The sequence below is a fragment of the Symbioplanes lichenis genome (assembly GCF_030709675.1).
GTDB lineage: Bacteria > Actinomycetota > Actinomycetes > Mycobacteriales > Micromonosporaceae > Actinoplanes > Actinoplanes lichenis.
This window is the reverse complement of record NZ_JAUZQD010000016.1, coordinates 25,620-49,092: the sequence shown is the minus strand read 5'-3', so window position 1 is coordinate 49,092 and position 23,473 is coordinate 25,620. Positions and strand designations below refer to the sequence as shown.

The following is a 23,473-nucleotide window of genomic DNA, read 5'->3' as shown; positions in this document are numbered from 1 at the left end:
AGTACCTCATTTCGTGGCACCGGCGGTGATGCCGTTGTAGATGAACCGCTGCAGCAGCAGGAAGATCACCACGGTGGGCAGGATGACGATCATGGTGCAGGCGGCGATCGTCTCCCATTGCGCGCCGTAGGGCCCCTTGAAGCGGAACAGCGCCGTGGAGATGACGTTCAGCTCCGGCGAGCGCAGATAGAGGAACGGGATGTAGAACTCGTTGTAGATCGCGATGCCCTTGATGATGACCACGGTGGCGATCGCGGGGCGCATCAACGGCAGGATGATCCGCCGATAGACGGTGAAACGGTTCGCGCCGTCGATGAGGGCGGCCTGGTCGAGACTGCGCGGGATCGACTCCATGAACTGGATGAAGATGTAGATGGAGACGATGTCCGTGCCGAGGAACAGCACGATCGCCGACCACGGGGTGTTCACCAGGCCCATCGACTTGACGATCTGATAGGTCGCGACCTGGGTGGTCACGCCGGGCACCAGCGCCGCCACGAGGAAGAGCCCGAGGACGAGCCGTTTCAGGGCGAAGGAGAAACGGCTGATCGCGTACGCGGCCAGCGTGCCGACCAGCACCGTGCCGGTGAGCGAGACGACGAGGATGACCGTGGTGTTCCAGAAGCCCCGGAGCATGTGCCCGGCCTTCCACGCGGTCACGAAGTTGTCGAAATTGAGCCAGTCGCGCGGCGGCGTCAGCGGGCCCGTGGTGCTGTATTCGGCGTGCGTCTTGAAGGCGGCGAACAACACCACGACCAGTGGGACGAGCACGACGAGCGAGGCCAGGATCAGGGAGGCGTATTTGCCCGTACGGATCACGACAGGGTCACCTCGTCGTCGGGCAGCACCCGGCGCTGGATCCACGTGAGCAGCAGCACGACGGCCAGCAGCACGACGGCCATGGCCGAGGCGAGCCCGATCTGCCGGAACTGGAAGGCCGTCTCGTAGGCCTGGATGACAAAGGTGCGCGTGCCGTTGGCGCCCCCGGTCATCAGGAACGGAATCTCGAAGACGGCCAGGCTGCCCGAGATCGCGAGGATGAACGACAGGCTGATGATGCGGCGGATGCCCGGGGCGATGATGTAGCGGAACTGGTGCCACCGGTTCGCGCCGTCCAGATCCGCCGCCTCGTAGATCTCGCCCGGAATGGACTGGATGGCGCCCAGGAAGAGCACGAAGCTCAGCCCGGTGAAACGCCACACCGACGTGCCGGCCAGCGACAGGTTCGCGACGTCCGGATCGCCGAGCCACAGCTTGGTGTGGTCGCCGAGGCCGAGAAACCTCAGAACCGTGTCGAGCGTCCCGCCCGGCTGGAAGAGGTAGAGGAACACGAAGCCGACGGCGACCCCGTTCAGCAGGTACGGGAAGAACAGAATGCCCTTGAACAGGTTGCGGAAGCGGGTGCTGAACGACAGCACGACGGCGAAGTAGAGCGCGATCGCGATCTGGGCGAACGACGCCACGAAGTAGTAGAGGCTGATCAGGAAGACCCGCCAGTACCGTTCGTCGGTGAAGACGCGGACGTAGTTGTCCCAGCCGACGGGGTCCATGACGGGGTCGAGCCCGTCCCACTTGTGGAAGCTGTACCAGACCATGTTGCCGACGGGCACGTACGTGAAGGTGATCAGCAGGGCCAGGGCCGGGAGCAGATAGAGCCAGGGACGCCAGGAGCGCAGGGTCATCACATGACCCGCGACTGCGCGGCACCCCAGCGCTTGTTGAGCTCGGCGAAACAGGACTCCTTGGTGCCCTTCGCGGCGCCGCGGGCGATGTCCACGAGCTTCTGCCGATAGATGTTGCCGGCCAGGTCGATCTCGGACTCCTTGATGATCTCGTCCTCCTTGCCCGCGTTCGTGGTGGCGGCGGGCAGTTCGACGAGCTCGACGCCGGTCTCCTGGAACTGCCGGAGGACGGTCGGCAGTTCCCCCTCGACGGTCGGCGGGACGGACTGCTGGTCGTTCGCGAACCCGGACTCGGTGACGAACCAGTCGAGCCAGGCCTTGGCCGCCGGCTTGTTGGCGGAATTGCGGCTGACCGCGGCCTTGTAGTCGCCCTCGATCCGCGAATGGAACTTGCCGCCCGCCTGATAGGGGAACGGCCAGAACACGATGTCCTCGGGATTCGCCCCGGCGGCCTTCGCGGCGTCGCGCATCTGCGGCACGGCCCACGATCCGAGCAGCATGGTGGCGACCTTGCCGGTGGCGATCATCGGCTTGGACCCCTCCCAGTTGGTCGTGAGCGGATCCTTCTCGCTGAGTCCGGCGTGCACGATGTCGAAGAGCAGTCCGTCGGCGATGTAGAGCACCTTGCCGGGCTGCCACGGCGCCGGATCGGCGGGAAACGTCTCGTTGAACGCGGGATCGGCCACGATGGCCCGCTGGCTGTTGAAGAAGCTCAGCGGCCAGCCGTCCTTGTAGTTGGTGTAGAACGGCACCGCCTGCGTCTTGTCCTTGATGGCCTGGAGCCCGGCGAGAAACTCCTCGGGGGTCTTCGGCGGGGCGGTCACGCCGGCTTGCGCCCAGACCCTCTTGTTGACGACGAGCCCGTTGGCAACGCCGCCGAGCGAGAGGCCATAGACCTTTCCGTCGTACGCCTTCTCGTCCGTGAACCGGTATTTCGCCTTGAGTTCGGTCAGGTCGCCGAGCGGGGCGAAGAACTGCGGCAACTGGTCGACGGCGACCGTGTTCGGAATGAGCAGCACGTCGCCGTAGTCGCCGGAGCTGAGCTGGGTCGTGACGTCGCCCTCGTAATTGGTGACGGGCTCGAAGCTGACCTTGGTGCCGGGGTACTTGCTGACGAACGTCTTCGCGTACGCGGGAAGGGCGGTGTCGGTCAGGTCGGTGCGGTTGGTGAGCACGGTGATCGGGCCCGTCACCTCGCCGCTGAAGTCGCCGCTGTCGCCGTCCGGCTCGTCGCTCGCGCCGCCCGTGCAGCCGGGCACCACGGCGGCGGCGGCGAGCGCGAGCCCCGCCCCGAGCAGCTGTCTTCTTCTGATCATGGCGTTCACCCGTTCGTCGTCTTCGATGGGTTTGCGCGCCCAGCATGGGGCTCGGATTACCGCCGTGTCAACGTTAGATTATTAATTTATGTAGTCGGAGGCCGATGGATCAGCGCGTGGTCTCACGGGCGACGAGGTGGGCGGCGGGCGCCTCGTAGACGGTCGGATCGGCGCCGGCCAGGGCGTCGAGCAGGGCCTTCGCGGCCAGCTCGCCGATCCGGCCGATGTCGTGGCTCATCGCGGACAGGGCCGGCGCGGCCAGCTGACACTGCGCGGAGTCGTCCCAGGCGACCACGGACACGTCGGCCGGGACCTTGAGGCCGTGCTCGCGGAGGAGGTCGAGGGCCGCCAGCGCCATCACGTCGTTGTCGCACACCAAGGCGGTCGGCCCGGCTTCCAGCAGGCTCGCGGCGGCGGCGCGCCCCGACTCGTACGAGTAATCGCCCTCGGCGCGCAGCAGGCGCAAGCCGCGCTCGGTGGCCTCGGCCTCGGCGCCGGCGCGGCGCAGCTGGGTGTGCGCGAACCGGCCGGGACCGCTGACGTGCCCGACGACCTCATGCCCGCGATCGGCGAGGAACCGGATCGCCTCGCGGGCGGAACCCTCGTCGTCGGTCCACACCGTCGGCAGCCCCGAGGCCGTCGAGGGGGCGCCGAGGACCACCGCGGGCAGGCCCAGCCGGTGCACGAGCGTCACCCGGTCGTCGTCCGGCGCGAGGTCGACGAGGACCACGCCGTCGACGCGGCCCAGGCCGGCCCAGCGCTCGTACGTCTCGCTCTCGGCCGCGCGGTCGTTGACCACCTTGACCAGCACCGACACCCCGGCCGGGGTGAGCACGCGCTCGAGCCCCTCGAGGAACTCGTGGTAATAGGGCTCCTCGCCCAGGACCCGCGTGGCCCGCGCGAGCACCAGCCCCACCCGCCGCCGCACCTGTGTCACAGCCGTTACCGTACATGCCATGGCACGTCGTGAAACGCCCGCTGCCGGGCCCGGCAGCCGGGCGCTGGTGGTCGATGTGATCCGCTCGGCCACCACGATCAGCCGGGTCGAACTGGCCGGGCTGACGGGCCTGACCCAGCCGTCGATCTCCAACATCGTGCGCGACCTCATCGCCGACGACGTGATCCACGAGACCGGCTCGGCCGGTTCGGTGCGCGGCAAGCCCCGCAAGCTGCTGGCCATCACGCCCGCCAACCGCTTCGGCATCGGCTTCCAGCTCGGCGGGGAGTCGCTGACCTGCGTCGCCGCCGACCTGACGGGCGGGGTGGTGGGCCGCGAGGTGGTGCCGCTGGGGCGGGCCGACCTGGCTCAGCGGTTCGAGGACTTCACGACCGGCCTCGACCTGCCCGCCGGCCGCATCGAGGGGCTGGCGATCGTGGGCCCGGACCACGAGGCCGACCGGCTGGAACGCGACGACCTGGCCGCCCGGCTCGGCGTGCCGGTGCTGGTCGAGAACGACGCGGCCGCCGCGGCGCTGGGCGAGTTCTGGACCCGGCGGGTGTCGCGGGAGCAGTCGTTCGGCAGCGTCTATCTGTCCACGGGGATCGGCGCCGGGCTGGTCTTCGGCGGGTCGCTGTTCCGTGGCGCGAGCTTCGACGCGGGGGAGCTGGGTCACCTGTCGATCGCCTACGACGGCCGGCCCTGCCCGTGCGGCAATCAAGGGTGCGTGGAGCGTTACGCGTCGATGGCGGCCGTGGTCGAGGCGGCCCGCGCTGACTCGCTCGTTCCGCCCGGGGGCACGACCTTTGCCGCGTACGACGCCATAGCGCGCGCTGCCGTCGGAGGTGACGCGGCCGCGTTCGCCCTGCTGGACCAGGCGGCCGGACACCTGAGCGTGGCGGTGACCTCGATGGTCAACCTGCTCGATCTCGGCCGGCTCGTGCTGACCGGGCCGGGCGTCGCGGTCGCGGGCTCGATCTACGCCCGGCGGCTGCGGGAGCATCTGGCGCGGACCGCGCACGCCCGGCACCGGCACGACATCGTGGTGGAGCTGTCGGCGCAGCCCCGGGACGCGGCGGCGATCGGGGCCGCCGCGCTTGTGGTGCAGGCTTCGATCGCGCCGGGTCACTCGTCCTTTCAGTAAGCTCTTCCTTCGACCGGGCTACTCCTTCCGGTAGAGCTCTGACGGCAGGTAGCGCTTCTCGGCGGCGCCGTTCGTCACCGTGATGTGCATGCCGTCGGCCTCGCCCGCCTGGTGTCCCGGCCACCAGGCGACGAACCAGCCGGAGCGCATGCTGGTGTGCACGACCGTGCCGTCGGGCAGCTCGATGTCGACTTCGGTGACGCCGGCGCCGGTGCGGCCGATCACCTGCGAGTACCACTCGTCGTCCTGGGTGGCGCCGAGGGTCTCGATCAGCACGGTGCCGGGGGCGGGGGCGGGCAGGGACCGGTCGAGGAGGTCGGCGCCGGTGGCTTCGCCGTCGAAGAGCGTGCAGCTGACCAGGTCCCGGCCGTCCTTGGCGACCAGCAGGAGGGTGGTGTCCGCGCGGCGCTCGGCCAGCAGGACGTCGCCCGCGGCCGGCGGGGTGTGCCAGTCCGCGCCCCAGCCTCGCGCACACTCCTCAGCCTGCGGCAGGACGTCGGCGCCGGCGAGGGCGAGCGGGGTCGTCCAGGACGCCTTGGCCTCCTCCTGCCCGCCTGGCATGGCCAGCATCACCCCAGTCACGGCCGCAGCGGCAGCGACCAGCAGCACCCCTCGCTTGGGGGCGGTATTTTTCCGGAATGTCAGCCTTGCTGCGGCCCGGGCGCGGCGCTCCGGGGTGGGCTCGTAGTTCCGCATCGGGTCGAGGGCGGCCAGCTGGTCCAGGTCGTTCATGCGTTGCTCCAGGTCTTCTGTCTCGGGGCGGCGTCGAGGGCGGCGCGCAGCCGTTGCCGGGCGCGGGTGAGGCGCATGCGGAAGGTGGCCCGGCGACAACCCAGCACGGTCGCGGCCTGCCCGTCGTCGAGCCCGTCGAACGCCACGAGCGCCAGCACCTCCCGGTCCGCGGCGCTCAAGGTCCACCACGCCCGTACGAGATCGATCCGCGCGTCCACGCCGGGCGCCCGATCGGCCTCCGCCGCACTGACGTCGGCCACCATCCGCACGTCGACGACGCTCCGGCGCAGCCGCTTCCGGTCCTGATTGGCCAGCAAGTGACGGGCGATGCCGAACAACCACGGCCGCGCGTCCTCCGGCAGATCCGCGAACCGCCGCCACGCCACCTCGAAGGTCGCCGCCACGATGTCGTCCGCGTCATCGTCCGGAATCCGCCGCTTCACAAACCGCAACAGGTCGGCGTAGGTCTCCGCGTGCAGCGCGCGGAGCCGCTCCTCGGCGGGGGTCATGTGCTCACTCCGGGATCCACACCTCGTACCTGTCGCGAGCGAGCAGGGTGTCACACCAACCTTTCGCACCGCGCCGTCCGCGCCTCCCCGGAACGGCTCCGCCGAGCAGCCGATGACTCGCCCGGGCCCCGGGAGCCAGCATGATCGGTGACCGGTCCGCCCGGCAGGAAGCGGGACGCCCTGTGAAACCCTCGACCGGCTCGGCTTTCCCTCACCGGCGCACATCGTCACGGTGACCCCTGATCGGCATCGCCTTCGTGCTCGTGACGCTGCCGGAACTCGGGACGGTGACCGTTTCACGACAGCGGCGGAGGGCTGGGTGCGTGGGACGATGCGCTGGTGGGGCGGGCTTTGCTGGAGCGGGAGCGGGAGATTGCGGAGCTGGCCGCCGCCGCTGGGGAGGCGGCCGGGGGCAGCGGGTCCGTGGTGCTCGTGTGCGGGGAGGCGGGGATCGGGAAGTCCGCGCTCGTCGAGGCCGTGCGGGGGGTGTTGCCGGCGGAGGGGCGGCTGCTGATCGGGTACTGCGACGATCTGGCGACGCGGCGGACGCTGGGGCCCTTCCGGGATCTGGTGGGGAGTGTCGGGCCTCGGTTGACGGCGGCGCTGGCGGAGGGGCGGGACCGGAACGAGCTGCTGGAGGCGTTGCGGGGCGAGGTGAGCTGGGTTCAGCAGCCGACCGTGCTGGTGGTCGAGGACGTGCACTGGGCGGACGAGGCGACGCTGGACGTGTTGCGCTATCTGGTGCGGCGGGCGGCCGGGTTGCCGTTGGTGCTGGTGCTGACCTATCGGGACGACGAGATCGGGCGGGAGCATCCGCTGCGGGATCTGCTCGGGCTCGTGTCGCGTACTGAGAGGGTCCGGCGGCTACCGCTCGAGCGGTTGACCAAGGCGGCTGTGGCCCGGATGAGTGCGTACAACGCGCAGCGGATCCACGAGCTGACGGACGGCAACCCGTTCTTCGTCGTGGAGATCATCGCGGCCGGCGACACCGTACGTCCTCCGCCCACCGTCGTCGACGCGGTGCTCGCCCGGATTCGTACCGTGGACGAGAAGACGCAGGAGGCGCTGGAGCAGATCGCGGTCGTACCGTCGGCGCCGGCGCGGTGGCTCGTCGACCGGCTGGTGCCCGGCGGGGTCGCCGCCCTCGCGCCGGCGGAGCGGAACGGGCTGGTCACCGTGGCGCCGGGGCGGGTGACCTTCCGGCACGAGCTGATCCGGCGGGCCGTCGCCGACTCGTTGCCCGCGGCGCAGCGGATCGCGCTCAATCAGCGGGTGGTCACGGCGCTGCTGGAGCACGGGGATGTCGATCTGTCGGCGGTCGTGCACCACGCCGTGGAGGCCGGGGACACCGGGACCATCGCGGCCTACGCGCCCCGGGCCGCCGCCGAGGCTGTCGCCGCCGGGTCGCATCGGGAAGCGATGGGACATCTGCGGCTGGCCCTCGAGCACCGGGACGCGTACCCGCTCGCGGAGCAGGCGGAGCTGCTCGACCGGTACGCGATCGAGTGCTACACGAACGGGGACAACGAGACCGCCCGGATCAGTCAGCGGGAAGCCGTGGCGCTGCACGCGGACGATCCCCGGAAGCGGGGTGCCAGTTTCCGGTGGCTGTCGCGCATCGAGTGGATGAACGGCCGCCGGGACGCCGCCGAGCGAGCCGGGGCCGCCGCGGTGGCCGTACTCGAGGAAGCCGGCGATGACCGGTTGCTCGCGATGGCGTACAGCAATCAGGCGCAGTTGCATTGTCTTGCCGCCCGCGGGGCGGAGGCGATCGCGTGGGGCGAGCGGGCGGTGCGGCTCGCGCGGCAGGCCGGCGATCAGGCGACGATCTCGCACGCGCTCAACAACATCGGGCTGGCGCGCGTGCAGGCCGGGGACGGCCGGGGCCGCGCGGATCTGGAGGAGAGCCTGCGCGTGGCGCTCGCGGCCGGGGAGTCCGAGCACGCGTGCCGGGCCTATGTGAACCTCATCTGGCAGTTCCTCGACGAGCTCAAGCTGGCCGAGGCCGAGAAGTATCTGACCGAGGCGCTGGAGCACGCCGTCTACGCCGAGCACCGGATGTTCCACACCTATCTGACCGTGGAGCTGGGGCTGCTGCGGCTGGCCACGGGACGCTGGGACGAGGCGGTGCAGTGCGGCGAGATCGGCGCGGGGTCGGCCATGGCGGCGCGCAGCCCGGCTCTGGTCATTCTGGCCCGGGTACGCGTCCGCCGGGGCGAGCCGGGCGCCGCGGACCTCGTGGCGCGGGCGTGGGCGGTGGCCGAGGACCTGCGTGAGTTGCAACGCACCGGACCGGCCGCCGCGATGCGAGCCGAGGCGCACTGGCTCCACGGCGGTGATCCGGGTGCGGTCGCGGCCCTGGAGCGGACCTATGCCGAGGCGTGCGAGCTGGGCGTCGTGGCGCAGGAGGCCGAGCTCGCGTACTGGATGACGCTCGTGAACCGGCCGATCCGTCCGCTCGCGAGTGACCATCCCCACGCGCTGCAGATGCAGGGCCGGGTCGCGGAGGCGGCTGCGGCCTGGCGGGCCATCGGCTGCCCCTACGAGTACGCCGCAGCGCTCGCCGAGAGCGACGATCCCGAGGACCTGCTCGTGGCGCTCGCGGAGCTGGACCGGCTGGAGGCGGCACCCCTGGCCCGGCGGGTACGCGCCCGGCTGCGCGAGCTCGGCACCGTGCGCGTGCCCCGGGGCCCCACGGACGGCACGCGGCACAATCCGGCGGGGCTCACCGGGCGCCAGCTCGAGGTGGTGCACCTGGTCGGCGCGGGCCTGACCAACGCCGAGATAGCGGAACGGCTGACCCTTTCCGTACGAACGGTCGACGCCCACGTCGCCGCGGTGCTCACCAAGCTCGGGCTGCACAGTCGCCGCGAGGTGGGGACCCGCGCCGCCGAGCTCGGTATGCCGCCGCCCCGGGATAGGTAGCCGCTACCGATCCGCGGGCCGCCCCGCCGGGCGTACCTCTGCAGGGGTCTTCTTTCTCTGGGGAGGAAATTTCCGATGGCTGTGGATCAAGACAAACTGATGGACTTCCTGCACCGGTTCGTGGGCGATCTCGGCGCGGCGGCCGCGGCCGGCAACGTCGTGATCGGCGACCGGCTCGGGCTCTACAAGGCGCTGGCCGAGAAGCCGCAGCGGGCCGTGGATCTCGCCGCGCGCACCGGCACCGCGCCCCGCTACGTCGAGGAGTGGCTGCGCGGGCAGGCCGCCGGCGGTTACATCGAGTACGACCCGGCCGAGGACATCTACTCGATGACCGAGGAGCAGGCGTTCTGCCTGACCGACCCGGACGGTGCCGTCTACGCGCCGGGCGCGTTCCAGCTGGTGCTCGGCGCGCTGCGGGCCGAGAAGCAGATCAGCGAGGCCTTCCGTACGGGCTCGGGGATGGGCTGGCACGACCACGACACCGAGGTGTTCGAGGGCTGCGACCGCTTCTTCCGCCCCGGCTACACCGCGAACCTGCTCACCAGCTGGCTCCCCGCCCTCGACGGCGTCGAGGAGAAGCTGCGCGCCGGGGCCCGCATGGCCGACGTCGGCTGCGGGCACGGCTCGTCGACCCGGCTGATGGCGGGCGCCTATCCCGCCTCGACGGTCGTGGGCTCCGACTACCACTCGGGCTCGATCGAACACGCGCGGTCGCTCGGCGGCACGTACGAGGTCGCGGCGGCGGACAGCTTCACCGGCGGCCCGTACGACCTGGTCACGACGTTCGACTCGCTGCACGACATGGGCAACCCGCTCGGCGCGGCCAAGCACATCCGTTCGAAGCTCGCGCCGGACGGCACGTGGATGATCGTCGAACCGTACGCGGGGGACTCCGTCGCCGAGAACATGAACCCGGTCGGCCGCGTCTACTACTCGGTCTCGACGTTCCTGTGCGTCCCGAACGCGCTCTCGCAGGACGGCGGCTACGCGATCGGCGCCCAGGGCGGCGAGCGTCCCATCCGCAAGCTGGCCGGGGATGCAGGCTTCACCCGCTTCCGCCGGGTGGCCGAGACCCCCTTCAACATTGTGTACGAGGCCAGGCCGTGATGACCTTCCCCGACCTCACTCACGTCGCCGTCACCATCTCCGACCCGGCCGTCAGCATCCCCTGGTACACCCGGCTGTTCGGCACCGAGCCGGCGCTCGACGAGGACACCGGCCCGTTCCGCCACATCGTCTACGCCCTGGGCAACGACACCCTCATCGGCCTGCACGTGTTCCCCCGCCTCGCCGAGGAGCCCTTCGAACCGTCCCGGCGCGGCCTCGACCACGTCGCCTTCGGCTGCCCGGACCGGATCACGCTCGAGAAGTGGCAGCAGCGCCTCGACGAGCTGGGCATCCGGCACGGGGGGATCGTGGACGCCGCCTACGGATCGGGGCTGTCCTTCAAGGACCCGGACGGCATCGCGCTGGAGTTCTTCGCGCCGCCGCCGTCATAGCAACTCTCCGGCGCGCGCGTTGCGGCATCGCGCCGGACTTCTTCGCGGCCGTCATTGCAGCTTCGCGGCGCGCGCACGGTCCTGGGCGGCCTCGGTGGGACGGCCGAGGTCGTCCAGGATCGCCGCGCGCCGGAGCCGGCACTCCGCGGCCGCCGCCGTGAGGGCGATGCGCTGGTACGCCTCGGCCGCTGCCGCGTACTCGCGAATCGCGTACGCCAGCAGGTAGTCGTCCTTTGTCCGCCCGGGCCGCGGCGATCACCTGGTCGTTCAGCGCCCGGGCCTCGGCCGGGCGGCCGCTCAGCTTGTACGCGACGGAGAGCGTCTCGAGGGCCCAGGGGCGGCGGCTCACCTCGCGTACCCAGCCGATCGCCTCCCCGGGGCGGCCGGTGATGTTGCAGACGAGCCCGAGCATGATGCGAACCTCGTCGGCGTCGTCGTCCGCTCCCAGGCCGACGTAGATATCGAGGGCCCGCCGCAGGGCAGCTTCCGCCTCGGTGAACCGGCGCAGGACCCGGAGCGCGCGCCCCTGACCGAAACGGCCGCGGCGAGGCCGTGCGGGTCGTCGATGTGGCCGGCCAGAGCCACAGCCTCGTCGGCGGCGGCCAGCGCGGGCTCGGCCCGGCCGGCCCTGTCGTAGCCCCACGACACCCGCTGCAGCGCCCGCACCCGGCGCTCGTCATCGCCGAGCGCCTTCGCCGCCTCGGCCGCGGCCGTCCACAGGGTCAGCTGGTCGGCGTGGTCGCTCGCGCGGCGGAGCAGGGGCAGCGTCGCCATGACGAGATCCCACACCGGCTCGTGCAGGCCGAGGGCGACGCCCTGGTGAACCGCCGCGATCACGTTCTCCCGCTCGTCCGGGCCGGGGTGGGCGGTCATCCAGGTCAGCAGCCGGCCCAGGCACTCCCGGTGCTCCGGGGCGGTCAGCTTCTCGGTGGCGAAGAGCCGCAACAGGTCGTGCAGCCGGAACAAGCCCGGCGCCGGCGACTCGACGAGGTGGGCGTCGACGAGCCGTTCGAGGGCGGCGGCGACGGTGGCCTCGCTCTGGTCCGCCAGGGCGGCCGCGGCGGCGGTGGTGAAGGTGCGGCCGGGGTGGGAGCCCGCGCGGCGGAAGACTTCGCGGTCGGGGGCGGGCTGGTCGGCGTAGGAGGTGGCGAAGCTCGCGCGTACGGCGAGGTCGCCGAGGCGGAGCTCGGTGAGCCGGTGCCGTTCGTCGGCCAGGCGTGCGGCGAGATCGGCCGGGGTCCAGGCCGGGCGGGCGCGGAGGCGGGCGGCGACGATGCTCAGGGCCAGGGGGAGTCCGCCGCAGAGGGTGACCAAGGTGTTCGTACCGTCGTCGGCGGGGGTTGTGGTGTTTTCGGAGTCGCGTGCCGCGGCTTCCCTTAGCAGGCGGCGGGCGTCGTCGTCGGTGAGCGCGCCGAGGGTGTGCTGGGCGACGCCCGGCAGGTCGTGCAGCATGCGGCGGCTGGTGATCAGGACGACGGTCGCGGTGTCACCGGGCAGCAGGGGCCGCACCTGAGCGGCGTCGCGCGCGTCGTCGAGGACAATGATCATTCGGCGGCCGGCGAGTCGTGCCCGCCAGCGGGCGGCGAGCTCGTCGAGGGTGGCGCTGTGGTCGGTGCCGGTTGCGTTCGGCGTGCCTGTGTTCAGCGTGCGGTCGAAGCGTTCCAGGACGCTTTCCGGGCGTACGGGATCGGCGTCGGCGCCCCGCAGGACGGCGAAAAGCTGCCCGTCGGGATACCGTGACCGATGCTCGTGCGCGACCCGGACGGCCAGCGCACTCTTGCCCACCCCGGGCGGCCCCACGACGGCGATGACGCGGTGACCGCCTTTGATCAGCTTGCTCAACCGCTCGAGATCGCCCTCACGTCCGGTGAGGCCGGTGCCGGCGGGAAGCTCACTGACGGTGGTCCTCGCCTCGCCCGGCACGCGTTGCTGCCAGACGGCAAGCGCCACGGCGGCCGCCGCCAGCCCGCCGACAACGGGCCAGGCGACCGGCTCCGGCAGCGTGCCGCCGGTAGCCACGTTGACGGCCACCGCGGTCACCACCGAGAAGACCCCGGACAACACGCCAAGAACAACCACCGACCGCCGCCCCACAGAACCACCGTAACGTCATTCGACCCCGGCCTGGGTGTCGCATATCGTGCGCGGCACGTATTAGTATTTCGTGCCATGCGGTGCGAGTATTGCGATCGGCCCCTGGCGGAGCGGCATGGTCCGGGGCGTAAGCAGGTCTATTGTGATGCGACCTGCCGGAGCGCGGCCCGGCGGCGGCGCGATGCTGTCAAGGCCGAATTGACAACGACGCCGGTGCTGGGCACCCTGGAAGCCGTACGAGACGCGCATCGCCGGATGGTCGAAGCGCAAGCCGCTCTGCGCGCAGCGGTCGACGCCGCACGCGAGCGGGGGCTCACGTGGCAAGAGATCGGAGAGGTGATGGGCACCTCGAGGCAGGCCGCTTTCCAGCGGTTCGCGCGTCCGCCCGGCGCACCGGCTGCTGAGCCGGCCGATGCGGCTGAGCGGTCACTCGCGCTCCTGCGCGAGGTGGTGGCGGGCCGGTTCGAGGCGGCCCGGCGCGACTTCGACGAGGTCATGCTGCGCGAGGTGGCCGCCGACCAGCTCGCCGAGGTCTGGGCCATGGTCGTTGCCATGGTCGGGTCGTTCGAGCGGTTCGGCGAGCCGGTCGTGCACGCGACCGGGGTGTTCACCGTCGTGGACGTCCTCCTGCACTTCGAGGCGGGCGAGGCGACAGCGCGGGTGAGCTTTCGTCGTCAGGGGACAGTGGCGGGCTTCTACATCCGCCCGGTGGAAGGAGTGCCGTGATCCGACGCATCATGTCCGTCTGTGCCGTGCTGCTGATGGTCCTCGGTCTGACCGCCGTGCCGGCCACCGCGGCCGGCACCCCGGTCGAGCAGCAGCGTGACTGGCTGGTCAATGCCCGGCCGCCTATGAGCGCGGACGACATCGAGCAACACCTCACCCCGGAGCTGGCGGCCGCGGTCGGCGGGCCCGACGGCTTCAACGCCTTCCTGAGCTCCGTGGCGCCGTTGACACCGGGCACGGTGCTGTCCGAGTCACCCGGCCGGCTGCGCCAGATCCTGTCCGGCCCGACCGGCGACTTCGTGACCACGCTGGTCGTCGACGCGACCGGCCGGCTGGCGGGCTTGCAGCTCGCGCCCTATCTCCCGGCGCCCGGGTCGTGGACGGAGATCGACACAACTCTGCGCACCCTTGCTCCACGCGTCTCGTTCGCCGCCACCCGCATCGACCCCGCCCGCGGCTGCACCGTCGTGCACGGTCGCGACGAGCGCACCGCCCGGCCCTTGGGCTCCATGTTCAAGCTCTACGTGCTGAGCGCTCTCGCCCGCGCCACCGCGACCGGCCGCCTCTCCTGGGACACCGAGGTCCCGTTGAAGCCCGAGTGGAAGTCGCTGCCCTCGGGCGTGCTGCAGGACCAACCCGACGGGACACCCTTCACCCTCGCCGAATACGCCCGCTACATGATCTCCATCAGCGACAACACCGCCACCGACCACCTCATCCACACGCTCGGCCGCCCCGCGGTCGAGCGCGAGTTCCCGGGCACGGCCAACCGCCCCCTGATGACCACGCGCAACCTCTTCACGCTCAAGGGCTGGCACTATCCGGCAACCGCCAAGTCCTACCTGGCGGCGCCGGCCCCGGTGCGCCGAGCCACCCTGCCGCTGCTCGACCGCGTGCCCCGCACCGCCATCACGGCCTGGGAGCAGCCCCGCGACATCGACACGCTGGAGTGGTTCGCGTCGCCGGTGGACATCTGCCGCATCTACTCCACCCTCTGGCAGCGCCACGACCCCGCCGTCAACGCCGCCCTGACCGCCAACGACGGCGGCCTCGCCCTCCCGGCGAGCGCTTACCCCACCGTCTGGTTCAAGGGCGGCAGCGAGCCCGGCGTCCTGTCGTTGTCCTACCTGGCCCAGGCCGCGGACGGCACCCTCGTCACGGCCACCCTCGAGCTCTCCGACCCGAAACACCCCCTCGACGAAGCCACCCTCGCCCCCCAAGCCGTCGCCCTCCTGCGCGGAGCCCTGACCCTGGCCGCCGCCGATTAGAGCGCCCGTCCCCGCCTGGAAGACCTACCGGCCGCGCCGCAGGAGAGAGCCTGAAGATTGCCCCGGAGCCCACGGCCCGTGTCCCGGCACCGCCACGCATGGCGCTCGTCGATGGTTGCCGGGCCGGGTTTCGGCGACCGTATCGCTCGTCCGGCCGGTCGGCCGGGGCGTGCCCGTGGCCGCACAGGACCGCGCGGGCTCGCCCACGCCGCAACGCCGGCGATCGAGGCGCCCGGCCGAGACGGTCGGGCCGGGGGCCGGCGGGGCCGGCGCGAGGGTGATGGCACGGCAGTTCCGGCCTCGGTGAGGACCGCCGGGCCAACCTCGTGTCTTTGCCGCCCGCGGACTCGCCGGGGAACGGTGGTGAGTTCAGGAGCCGCAGCCCTTGATGGGTTCGGGCGCGGCCAGAGGGGTCGGGTTGCTGTCCTCGATCATCTGCTCGATCGAGGAGGCGTCGGCTGGATCGAGTCGATGGTGCTTGCCCGTTTGGCCGGTGATGGTCCATGCTTCGCCGTCGCTGTCCCAGAAGTATACGACGCTGTCGTAGAAGTTGATGTTCTCTGCGGTCACGTTCTGCAGGAGGCCCGGTTTGTCGGCGACTGAGCTCAGGGCACGAAGGCGCATGCACGGGGCGAGGATCGGGGTGCTCATCAACAGCTGACGAGCTCCAGTGCCGGGCCAGACCAGAGTCACTGCCACGATGGGGTGGCTGTCGTAGTTGTCGATCCAGTAGTCCTCCACCAGCTTGCCCTGGATGTCGTCGCTGCCGTGGGGCTCGTAGGCGACAACGTTCCGGGCGCGGCTGCTCACGTCGCGGGCTCGCTGGTCGTACGCGACGTAAACGGAGACGCCCAGCGAGAGCAGCGATGTGGCCAGCGCCATGGTGGCAAGTCGCTCCGATACGTTCACCGTGCCTCCCGTGATTCGAGTGGCTTTCGCATGGCGTGGAGTCGTCGCGCTGAGGCCGCCGACGTCGAGGGGATCAAGAAGCGCTCCCGCCCCTTGTCGACAGTGTGCCTGCCGCCGCGGGCATTGATGCTGCTCGAAGTCGCCAGTGTCCGGCATCCAACAGGGCAGCCATGAGGGGCGGGCGTTTCTATGAGTGCTAGGCGGGGCCGATCGGCGGGTCGGCACGGATGGGGGAGTCAACCAAGGTGGGGCGGTCGTAGCTTTCGTGGTGTGCAAGATCCCATTCATCGGGTAGGGGATCGGCGACTGCAGGAGGTATCACGATGCGTGACATCAGGCGGCTGACGATGGTGGCGGCTGGGGTGCTGGGGGTTGCTTTGGCCGCGGCGGGGTGCTCGGGTGGTGACGCTGCGACGAAGAGTGCCGGGGCGACGCCGAGTGCTTCTGCGGGGTCGTCGCCGGTGACTGCGGCCAGTTCGGCGGCGCCGGCCGATGATGGGGATGACGGGGAGCAGGGCGGGGCTGGGAGTGAGCAGAGCGGTGAGCAGGGCGAAAGTGGGAGTGGCGGGGAAACGGCGGGGTGTACGGCGTCGGACTTGAAGATCACTGATGAGGCGGCCGCGGGTGGGGGCTCGGCGGGGCATCACAGTGAGTATCTGATTTTCGAGAATGTCACCGGCAAGGCTTGTTCGCTCGAGGGCTATCCCGGGGTTTCCTTTGTCACCGGCGACTCGGGTAAGCAGGTGGGGAAGGCCTTCGCGCGGGCCGGGGGCGATACGCCGCTGATCATGCTGACGCCGGGTGATCGGGTGCATGCGACGATTCAGATCGCCGATCCGCGGAATGTGGACGCGGGCGACTGCAAGCCGGTTGAGGTGCGGGGGTATCGGATCTATCCGCCGGATGAGACTGCGGCCGTTTTTGTGAGCAAGCCGCAGACTGCCTGCTCCGCCGGGGACGAGGCCGTCGGCCAGGTGAAGCCGATCGCGCCCAGGACGTCCGACAGCTGACAGGCGACCCCGCCGCGGCCAACTGACGGATGGTCTTTCCACGGTCAGCTGTACTCGCGTCGCCCGCGGTGGCCCCGGACCAGGTGCGGACGTCCCGGGCGGGAAGGGCGGACGGTCCTGCTGGGGCGCCGACGGACGATTTCGCCGGGTGATCAATATTGGGGGCGGCGCGCGATCTTTCTCGGGGCTTTCGGGGGCGCGGGTAGATTGGCGGGACTATGGGCGCGCGCGGCACCGTTGTCAGCTCGCAGGCACGTCGGCGGTGGCTTGTCGTGCTGGTTGCTGTTGTGCTCCTCGGCAGTGTTCCTGTTCTGCTCGCGTTGCGGCCGGCCGGGGCCGGGACCATGGATCCCGGCACGCTGCGGGCGCGGATGGCCGGGTCCGGGGGGCAGGCTTTTCACGGGTACGCGCAGAGCAATGGGCTGCTGCCCGTGCCCGCGCTGCCCGGGCTGTCCGATGTGACGTCGCTGGTCAGTGGTGTGACGGAGATGCGGACCTGGTACGCGTCGGCCGAGCGGTGGCGGGTCGACGTGGTGCGGGGCGCCGGGGAGACGGATCTCTACCAGGTTGGCGATGCTCAAGTCGTGTGGGAGTCGGCGGCCGGCCAGTTGACGCGGATCGTGGGGGCTCAGCCCGTGCGGCTTCCGAGGGGTGCTGACCTGACGCCGCCCGTGCTGGGTGCCCGGCTCCTTGCACTGGCGACCGAGGAAGCGCCCGGCGCCGGCGACAGGTTCGAGGTGCTGCGAGGTAAGCGCGTGGCCGGCATAGATGCCGTGGGCCTGCGGATTGTGCCTGCGACGGTGGGGACCACTGTCGCGTACGTCGATGTGTGGGCCGAACCCGGCACCGGCCTGCCGCTGCAGGTGGAGATCACCGCGCGGGGTGGGAGCCGGCCGGTCTTCGTTACGCGCTTTCTCGAGGTGGATCTGAGTGCGCCCGAGGACAGTGTGCTGACGCCACCGGTGCCAGGGCCGGGGGTCGGGTCGGTGGTGACGGACACGTCGGATCTGCTCGCTGCGGCGAATCGGCTCGGGCGGGGGTGGCTGCCGGAGCGGCTCGGCGGCTTCGAGCGGCAGGACACTCCGGTTGCGGCGGCGGGGGTCTACGGGACGGGGCTGGCGCGGTTTGTCGTGGCGCGGTTGCCGGGTGGGGCGGGGAACCGGGCGTACGAGCAGGTGCGCACCTTCGGGACACCGGCGGGCGATGACGCGGCGGTGTTGCCGACCGGGTTGCTCACCGTGGGGGCCGTGCGGGCCGGGCGTGGCGTCTATCTGATCGCGGGGCTGGTCGAGCCCGCGGTGATCGAGCGGGTCGCGCGGGAGCTGTCGTGACCACAAAGCGGACCGAAGAGCGGATCGGGCCGGAAGAGCAAGCCGAGGCGCGCATCAAAGCGCCAAAGCAGCAAAGGAGCAAAGCAGCAAAGGAGCAAAGCAGCAAAGGAGCAGGAGCAAAGGAGCACAGCGCGACGGACCGGGCCGGACGAAAAGGACCGAGCGGGGAGAAGGGGAAGAGCGAGCCGAGGGAGCACAGCTTGATCGTCACGCGCGGTCTCACCAAGAGGTACGGGCGGATCACCGCCGTCGACGGGGTCGGGCTCGAGGTGCGCGAGGGCGACCGCTACGGCCTGCTGGGCCCCAACGGCTCCGGCAAGACGACGCTCGTCCGGATGCTGCTGGGCCTGGTCTTCGCCACGCGCGGCGAGATCGAGGTGCTGGGGCGGCCCGTGCCGAGCCGGGTTCGGGAGGTGTTGCCGCAGATCGGGGCGATGGTCGAGGGCCCCGGCGCGTACGGGCATCTGTCCGGCCGGACCAACTTGAAGCTCTTCGACGCGGCGGGGCCGGGTGGCGGCCGCCGGGACCGGATGCGGCGGGTCGACGCGGCGCTCGAGCGGGTGGGGCTGGCCGGCGTGGATCGGCGGCCCGTGCGGGCGTACTCGCTGGGGATGCGGCAGCGGCTCGGGCTGGCCGGGGCGTTGCTGCGCAAGCCGCGCCTGCTCGTGCTGGACGAGCCGACCAACGGGCTGGATCCGCGGGGCATCCGGGAGGTGCGTGATCTGCTCACCGAGCTCAACGCCGAGGGGACGACCGTGCTGCTGTCGAGTCATCTGCTGGGCGAGATCAACGCGTTCTGCACGCGGGTCGGCGTGATGGACCGGGGGCGGCTGGTGCTGCAGGACGATCTCGCGGGGCTACGCCGGCCCACCGGGCGGGTCCTGGTCAGCACGCCCGCCCCGGAGCGCGCCGTGGCGTTGCTGGACGGGCGGGTGGAGACCCGCGACGGCACAACGATAGGGGTACGCCACGCCGATGCGGCCGCCCTGAACAGCGAGCTTGTGGCGGCCGGGATCCCGGTCACCGAGATCACCGTCGAGCGGCGGTCGCTGGAGCAGGTGGTGCTGGACGTGACGTCGACGAGCTCGGACCGGGTGGACGCGTGATCACCGTCGAGCTGGCGAAGCTGTTCCGGCGCCCCCGCACGTACGTGATCACGGGGTTGCTCTGTGCCCTGCCCTTCATCGTCGCGGTGTTCCTGGCGACGACCCGGGTGCCCCCGCCGCCGGGGCAGGGTGGCGCGTTCCTGTCGGCGGTGCTCAGCAATGGCGCCCTCTATCCGGCGGCGGCGATGGCGCTGGTCATGCCCGTGTTCCTGCCGGTGTCGGTGGCGGTGCTCGCGGGTGACGCTGTGGCCGGGGAGGCGACCGCGGGCACGTTGCGCTATCTGCTCGTACGCCCGGTGGGCCGCACCCGGCTGCTGGTGGCCAAGCTGGTGTCGCTCGTCGTCTTCGTGCTGTTCGCGATCGTGGCGGTGCTGGTGACCGCCTATGTGACCGGGCTCGCGCTCTTCGGCTCCGAGCCGTCCGCCGGGGTCGCCCTGCCCGCCGACGTCACGTCGCTGTCCGGGGTCACGATCACACCGGCCGGGCTGGCGCTGCGCATGGCGGGCACGGTCGCGTACATCGTGATCAGCATGCTGAGCGTCGCGGCCATCGCGCTCTTCCTCTCCACGGTGACCGACTCCGGGCTCGGGGCGGCCATGGGCGCGCTCGCGGTGCTCGTGACCAGCCAGGTGCTGGCGACGCTGGACGCGGCGGCGGCGGTCCGGCCGTACCTGCCGACGCGTTACTGGCTCGCCTGGATCGACTTCTTCCGCGACCCGGTGCTGTGGCGCGACATCGAGCGCGGCGCCGGCATCCAGCTGGTCTATCTCGGCGCCCTGCTGCTGGCCGCCTGGGCCGCCTTCGTCACCCGCGACGTCGCCAATTGACCACAGTGGACTCGATTCGTAGGCTCCGGTGATGAGCCAGCCCAGCGTGGCGCGGATGTACGACTTCTATCTCGGCGGCGAGCATCACACCGCGGCCGACCGGGCGGCGGGCGAGCAGATCCTGCGCGCGGTGCCGAACATCCGGGAGATCGCCCGGGCCAACCGCGCGTTCCTCGGCCGGGCCGTGCGGCACCTGACCGCCGCCGGCATCCGGCAGTTCCTCGACATCGGCTCGGGCATCCCGGCCTCGGGCAACGTGCACGAGGTGGCGCCCGGCGCGCGCGTGCTCTACGTGGACGTCGACGCCGAGGCCGTCGCCTACAGCAACGAGCTGTTGCGCGGCAACGACAACGCGCTCGCCGTCCAGGCGGATCTGGCCGCGCCGTCGGACATCCTCGGGCATCCCGATTACGCACGGTTGCTGGACCCGGACGAGCCGACGGCGCTGCTGTTCCTGTCCGTGCTGCAGTTCGTGCCGGACGAGGTCGCGGTGCCCGCCGTGCGTACGCTGCGGGAAGCGCTGCCGGTGGGCAGCTATCTCGCGCTGACGCACCCGGTCGTGCCGCCGGACGACGCGCGGGCCGCGCCGATCGAGGCCGTCTATCGGCAGACCAACGCCCGGGCGACCGCGCCGCGCACGGCCGGGCAGCTCGCGGCGCTGGCCGGCGACTACCGGCCGGTCGAGCCGGGCCTCACCTGGGTCACGCACTGGCGGCCCGCGGGCGATCCCGGCCCGGCGGATCCGGTCGGCATGCCGATGATGGCGGGCGTCTTCAGACGGGACACGACGCCGGCGCCGTGACGCTTCCGGCGGCGAGGCTCTGCCGGACCAGCTCCGACACCGCCTCGTCGGTCGGCAGCTGACTGTGTGAGACCTGTCGCTGCGGGCAGACCCCTTGCAGCGGTACGTTCACCGCGCCGGCCAGACGCGCGGAGTCCGGCGGCTGGACCGTCTCGTCGTTCTCCGTCCAGATCGACAGCCACGGCAGCCCCTCGGGCAGGTCCTCGCCGTCGAGCCGGTCGAGCAGCGCGCTGCCCGGCGCCAGTTGGCGGCAGGCGGGCGGGCACGCGTCAGGGGCCAGGGCCGCCCCGGCCGCCGCGAGCCGCGTGCCGTGCAGGGGTGAGCCGAGCGTGACGATGCGCCGGGCGACCTCGGCTCCTTGATACTTGTCGACCCACAGGCGCGCGACGACGCCGCCGGCCGAGTAGCCGACGATGTCCACCGACGGCCGGCTGGTCAGGGCCGCCCGCACCGCTGCGTCGAGCGTCGCCGCCTGGGCCTCGAGATCACCGGTGCCGCCGTCGGGCAACGCGACGATCTCCGCCGTACGCCCCTGGGCCCGCAGTTGATCTTTGAGCTGGGCCAGCGCCGCGGTGTTGCCGCCGTAGCCGGGCACGAGCAGCACCGCGCCCGGCGTCGCCTGGTCCGGTCGCGGTCCGTCGTCGCCGCCCCGCAGCAGCCGTACGCCGGCGAGCGCGCCCGCCGCAACCAGCAGCACGGCGACCACGAGAAACAGCATCCGGCGGCGGGGTGACATCTCTCCATGATGCCGTCCGGTCTTGTACAGTGCCCGTAGGTATTTATGAACATCAATCTCAAGGGGCTGTCGTGGCTCGCTTCCGGATGCTCGTCGCCGCCGTCCTGCTCGCCGTCGTCACCGCCGTCGCCCCCGGTCACGCCGCCTCGGCGTCCCGTCCGGCCGCCGCCGCTCTGTGGGAGTCGAGCCTGCAGGGGGTGCACGGCGTCGCGCCCGATGTCACGGTCCGGCAGATCGCCCGGGTCTCGGCCGGCGGGTCGGCGCTGCGGGTCCGGCTCGGCAACCCCTTCGGCGCCACCCCCGTCGAGGTGCGCGACGCGTGGCTCGGGTTGCCCGTCGCCACGGGATCGGCCGCCCTGCGCAGCAACGTGCCGCTGACCTTCCGCGGGCGGCGCACGGTCTCGATCCCGCCCGGCGGCGCGGTCACCAGTGACGCCGCGCCGATCTCGGCCGGCGCCGGGCAGGACGTGGCGGTCAGCGTCTACGCGCCGGGCAGCCCGGTCAACGACCACACCTTCCCGCCGTTCCCGGCCGACCCGCCCGCGTCCTACATCAGCACCCCGGGCAACAGTGCCGCGGCGACGTCGGCGGCGAGCTTCCCGGCGTACCCGGTGATCCCCGGCGGCACGCCCGGGACCGGAACCGGCTACCACCCGGGTCAGATCTGGTGGCTCGACCTGGTCACCAGCGACCGCCCGGCCGCCCGGGGCACGGTGGTGACGCTCGGCGACTCGATCACCGACGGCTACCAGGCGATCGGGCCGCCCGGGCAGCGCTGGACGGACGTGCTCGCCGACCGGCTCGCCCAGCTGCCGCCCGCCCGGCGCCTGGCGGTGGCGAACGCCGGCATCTCCGGCAACACGGTCAGCGACAACCCCAACCCGTACGACCCGACGGGCCAGTGCTGCGGCCCGCCCGCCCCGCGGCGGCTCGACCGGGACGTGCTGTCGGTGCCGGGGGTGCGTACCGTCTTCCTGCTGGAAGGCACCAACGACCTGGGCGGCGGTGCCTATGCGCCCCCGGTCCCGGCCGCCGAGGTCATCGCCGCCATGCAAGGCATCATCGCCCGGGTGAAGGCGCGTCACCTCCGCATGGTCGCCGCCACCATCCTGCCCATGTGCCTCGCCGCCGACGACCCGCGCGAGGCCGCCCGCCGGGCCGTCAACGCCTGGATCCGGACCAGCGGCACCTTCGACGCGGTGGTCGACTTCGACGCCGTCCTGCGGGACCCCGCCGACCCGACGCAGATGGTTCCCGACCTGCGGGCCGACTGCTATCACCCCAACGCGGCCGGCGATGCTCTGCTGGGCGCCGCCATCCCGCTGTCCGTGCTCGGCTGATCCCCGGCGGGGGCAGGCCTGACATCGTTGTCTACGAGGCCGGGGCGAGCCGGTAGCCGATGCCGCGGACGGTCTCCACGACCGGGCCGCCGTCGAGGGCGCGCAGCTTGGAGCGCAGCCGCTTCACCGCGGAGTGGAGGATGGACGTGTCGCCGAGGTAGGCGCTGTCCCAGACCGCGGCGAAGAGGCGCTCGTAGGGCCAGACGGTCAACGGGGGCGACGCCAGCCGGGTCAGCAGCCGGTGCTCGAGCCGGGTCAGCTCGAGTGGCTGCCCGTGCCAGGCGACGGTGTGCTGCACGTTGTCGACGACCAGCCCGCCGAACTCCACGACCGGCGGCGTCTCCTGGTCGGCGGCGTCCACCTGGGTGAGCATGGCGCGCAACTCGCCGAGGTCCGAGCAGACCAGCACGGCCCCGAGGTCGTCGAGGCGGCGGACGAGGGATTCGCGGACCTCGCGGTCCGGGGTGACGCAGACGACCAAGGGCATGCCGGACCGACCCATCACGAGCTTCCTCCGGATCTACGCGGGTGCCCCCAGCAAACGCCGACGCATCGAGTTTGGTCAACCGACATCCATAGG

Annotated in this window: 22 protein-coding genes; 12 read left to right on the top strand and 10 right to left on the bottom strand. The window is 71.5% G+C overall.

The features are described 5' to 3' along the window. Positions 1–6: 6 nt before the first annotated feature. The 4 genes from RAN62_RS32685 to RAN62_RS32670 all read right to left on the bottom strand — a co-directional run bounded on the left by RAN62_RS32685 (position 7) and on the right by RAN62_RS32670 (position 3,935). A complete protein-coding gene (locus tag RAN62_RS32685; RefSeq protein WP_305788689.1) occupies positions 7–819 on the bottom strand; it encodes a carbohydrate ABC transporter permease in 813 nt (270 codons plus the stop codon). Further along, entirely contained in the window at positions 816–1,682 is an 867-nt protein-coding gene (locus RAN62_RS32680; RefSeq protein ID WP_305788688.1) for a carbohydrate ABC transporter permease, read from the bottom strand. Before RAN62_RS32680 ends, RAN62_RS32685 begins: the two co-directional genes overlap by 4 nt. Then, the gene (locus RAN62_RS32675; RefSeq protein WP_305788687.1) at positions 1,682–2,998 is read right to left on the bottom strand and encodes an ABC transporter substrate-binding protein; all 1,317 of its coding nucleotides are present in this window, start codon (positions 2,996–2,998) and stop codon (positions 1,682–1,684) included. Before RAN62_RS32675 ends, RAN62_RS32680 begins: the two co-directional genes overlap by 1 nt. A 109-nt stretch (positions 2,999–3,107) precedes the next feature. Next, complete coding sequence (locus tag RAN62_RS32670; protein ID WP_305788686.1) at positions 3,108–3,935, bottom strand: LacI family DNA-binding transcriptional regulator; 828 nt, start codon at positions 3,933–3,935, stop codon at positions 3,108–3,110. A 19-nt stretch (positions 3,936–3,954) separates the two neighbouring features. On the opposite strand from RAN62_RS32670, the gene RAN62_RS32665 reads away from it, so the two are divergent. Beyond that, positions 3,955–5,079, top strand: a complete 1,125-nt coding sequence (locus tag RAN62_RS32665; RefSeq protein WP_305788685.1) for an ROK family protein — start codon at positions 3,955–3,957, stop codon at positions 5,077–5,079. Between the two features lie 18 nt (positions 5,080–5,097). Here RAN62_RS32665 and RAN62_RS32660 read toward each other — a convergent pair whose 3' ends face one another. Both RAN62_RS32660 and RAN62_RS32655 read right to left on the bottom strand, forming a co-directional pair. Beyond that, complete coding sequence (locus RAN62_RS32660; protein ID WP_305788684.1) at positions 5,098–5,811, bottom strand: hypothetical protein; 714 nt, start codon at positions 5,809–5,811, stop codon at positions 5,098–5,100. Continuing rightward, the gene (locus tag RAN62_RS32655) at positions 5,808–6,320 is read right to left on the bottom strand and encodes an RNA polymerase sigma factor (protein ID WP_305788683.1); all 513 of its coding nucleotides are present in this window, start codon (positions 6,318–6,320) and stop codon (positions 5,808–5,810) included. The genes RAN62_RS32660 and RAN62_RS32655 overlap by 4 nt, the downstream gene beginning before the upstream one ends. A gap of 339 nt (positions 6,321–6,659) precedes the next feature. Here RAN62_RS32655 and RAN62_RS32650 point away from each other — a divergent pair, with 339 nt between their 5' ends. The 3 genes from RAN62_RS32650 to RAN62_RS32640 all read left to right on the top strand — a co-directional run bounded on the left by RAN62_RS32650 (position 6,660) and on the right by RAN62_RS32640 (position 10,744). Beyond that, a complete protein-coding gene (locus tag RAN62_RS32650) occupies positions 6,660–9,245 on the top strand; it encodes an ATP-binding protein (protein WP_305788682.1) in 2,586 nt (861 codons plus the stop codon). 75 nt (positions 9,246–9,320) lie between these two features. Then, a complete protein-coding gene (locus RAN62_RS32645) occupies positions 9,321–10,352 on the top strand; it encodes a class I SAM-dependent methyltransferase (RefSeq protein WP_305788681.1) in 1,032 nt (343 codons plus the stop codon). Then, positions 10,352–10,744, top strand: a complete 393-nt coding sequence (locus tag RAN62_RS32640) for a VOC family protein (RefSeq protein ID WP_305788680.1) — start codon at positions 10,352–10,354, stop codon at positions 10,742–10,744. The genes RAN62_RS32645 and RAN62_RS32640 overlap by 1 nt, the downstream gene beginning before the upstream one ends. 345 nt (positions 10,745–11,089) lie before the next feature. On the opposite strand, the gene RAN62_RS32635 is transcribed toward RAN62_RS32640, so the two are convergent. Beyond that, entirely contained in the window at positions 11,090–12,838 is a 1,749-nt protein-coding gene (locus RAN62_RS32635; protein WP_305788679.1) for an NB-ARC domain-containing protein, read from the bottom strand. A 339-nt stretch (positions 12,839–13,177) separates the two neighbouring features. On the opposite strand from RAN62_RS32635, the gene RAN62_RS32630 reads away from it, so the two are divergent. After that, positions 13,178–13,564: a DUF3887 domain-containing protein gene (locus RAN62_RS32630; protein ID WP_305788678.1), complete on the top strand. Its 387-nt coding sequence runs from the start codon at positions 13,178–13,180 to the stop codon at positions 13,562–13,564. Next, the gene (locus tag RAN62_RS32625; RefSeq protein ID WP_305788677.1) at positions 13,561–14,832 is read left to right on the top strand and encodes a serine hydrolase; all 1,272 of its coding nucleotides are present in this window, start codon (positions 13,561–13,563) and stop codon (positions 14,830–14,832) included. The genes RAN62_RS32630 and RAN62_RS32625 overlap by 4 nt, the downstream gene beginning before the upstream one ends. A gap of 369 nt (positions 14,833–15,201) precedes the next feature. On the opposite strand, the gene RAN62_RS32620 is transcribed toward RAN62_RS32625, so the two are convergent. Next, positions 15,202–15,741: a hypothetical protein gene (locus RAN62_RS32620; RefSeq protein ID WP_305788676.1), complete on the bottom strand. Its 540-nt coding sequence runs from the start codon at positions 15,739–15,741 to the stop codon at positions 15,202–15,204. A 323-nt stretch (positions 15,742–16,064) separates the two neighbouring features. On the opposite strand from RAN62_RS32620, the gene RAN62_RS32615 reads away from it, so the two are divergent. The 5 genes from RAN62_RS32615 to RAN62_RS32595 all read left to right on the top strand — a co-directional run bounded on the left by RAN62_RS32615 (position 16,065) and on the right by RAN62_RS32595 (position 20,817). Then, positions 16,065–16,751, top strand: a complete 687-nt coding sequence (locus tag RAN62_RS32615) for a DUF4232 domain-containing protein (protein ID WP_369077221.1) — start codon at positions 16,065–16,067, stop codon at positions 16,749–16,751. A gap of 272 nt (positions 16,752–17,023) precedes the next feature. After that, complete coding sequence (locus tag RAN62_RS32610) at positions 17,024–18,082, top strand: hypothetical protein (RefSeq protein WP_305788675.1); 1,059 nt, start codon at positions 17,024–17,026, stop codon at positions 18,080–18,082. A gap of 200 nt (positions 18,083–18,282) precedes the next feature. Further along, entirely contained in the window at positions 18,283–19,188 is a 906-nt protein-coding gene (locus RAN62_RS32605) for an ABC transporter ATP-binding protein (protein WP_305788674.1), read from the top strand. Next, positions 19,185–20,015: an ABC transporter permease gene (locus tag RAN62_RS32600; protein ID WP_305788673.1), complete on the top strand. Its 831-nt coding sequence runs from the start codon at positions 19,185–19,187 to the stop codon at positions 20,013–20,015. The genes RAN62_RS32605 and RAN62_RS32600 overlap by 4 nt, the downstream gene beginning before the upstream one ends. A 31-nt stretch (positions 20,016–20,046) precedes the next feature. Beyond that, positions 20,047–20,817, top strand: coding sequence for an SAM-dependent methyltransferase (locus RAN62_RS32595; protein WP_305788672.1), 771 nt, complete (start codon positions 20,047–20,049; stop codon positions 20,815–20,817). Here RAN62_RS32595 and RAN62_RS32590 read toward each other — a convergent pair. Then, positions 20,789–21,553, bottom strand: coding sequence for a lipase family alpha/beta hydrolase (locus RAN62_RS32590; protein ID WP_305788671.1), 765 nt, complete (start codon positions 21,551–21,553; stop codon positions 20,789–20,791). The genes RAN62_RS32595 and RAN62_RS32590 overlap by 29 nt on opposite strands. Positions 21,554–21,624: 71 nt before the next feature. Here RAN62_RS32590 and RAN62_RS32585 point away from each other — a divergent pair, with 71 nt between their 5' ends. Further along, the gene (locus RAN62_RS32585) at positions 21,625–22,893 is read left to right on the top strand and encodes a GDSL-type esterase/lipase family protein (RefSeq protein ID WP_305788670.1); all 1,269 of its coding nucleotides are present in this window, start codon (positions 21,625–21,627) and stop codon (positions 22,891–22,893) included. A gap of 31 nt (positions 22,894–22,924) precedes the next feature. Here RAN62_RS32585 and RAN62_RS32580 read toward each other — a convergent pair whose 3' ends face one another. Continuing rightward, positions 22,925–23,380 carry a winged helix-turn-helix domain-containing protein gene (locus RAN62_RS32580; RefSeq protein ID WP_305788669.1) on the bottom strand — a complete coding sequence of 152 codons (456 nt, stop codon included), beginning with the start codon at positions 23,378–23,380 and terminating at the stop codon, positions 22,925–22,927. Between the last annotated feature and the right edge of the window lie 93 nt (positions 23,381–23,473).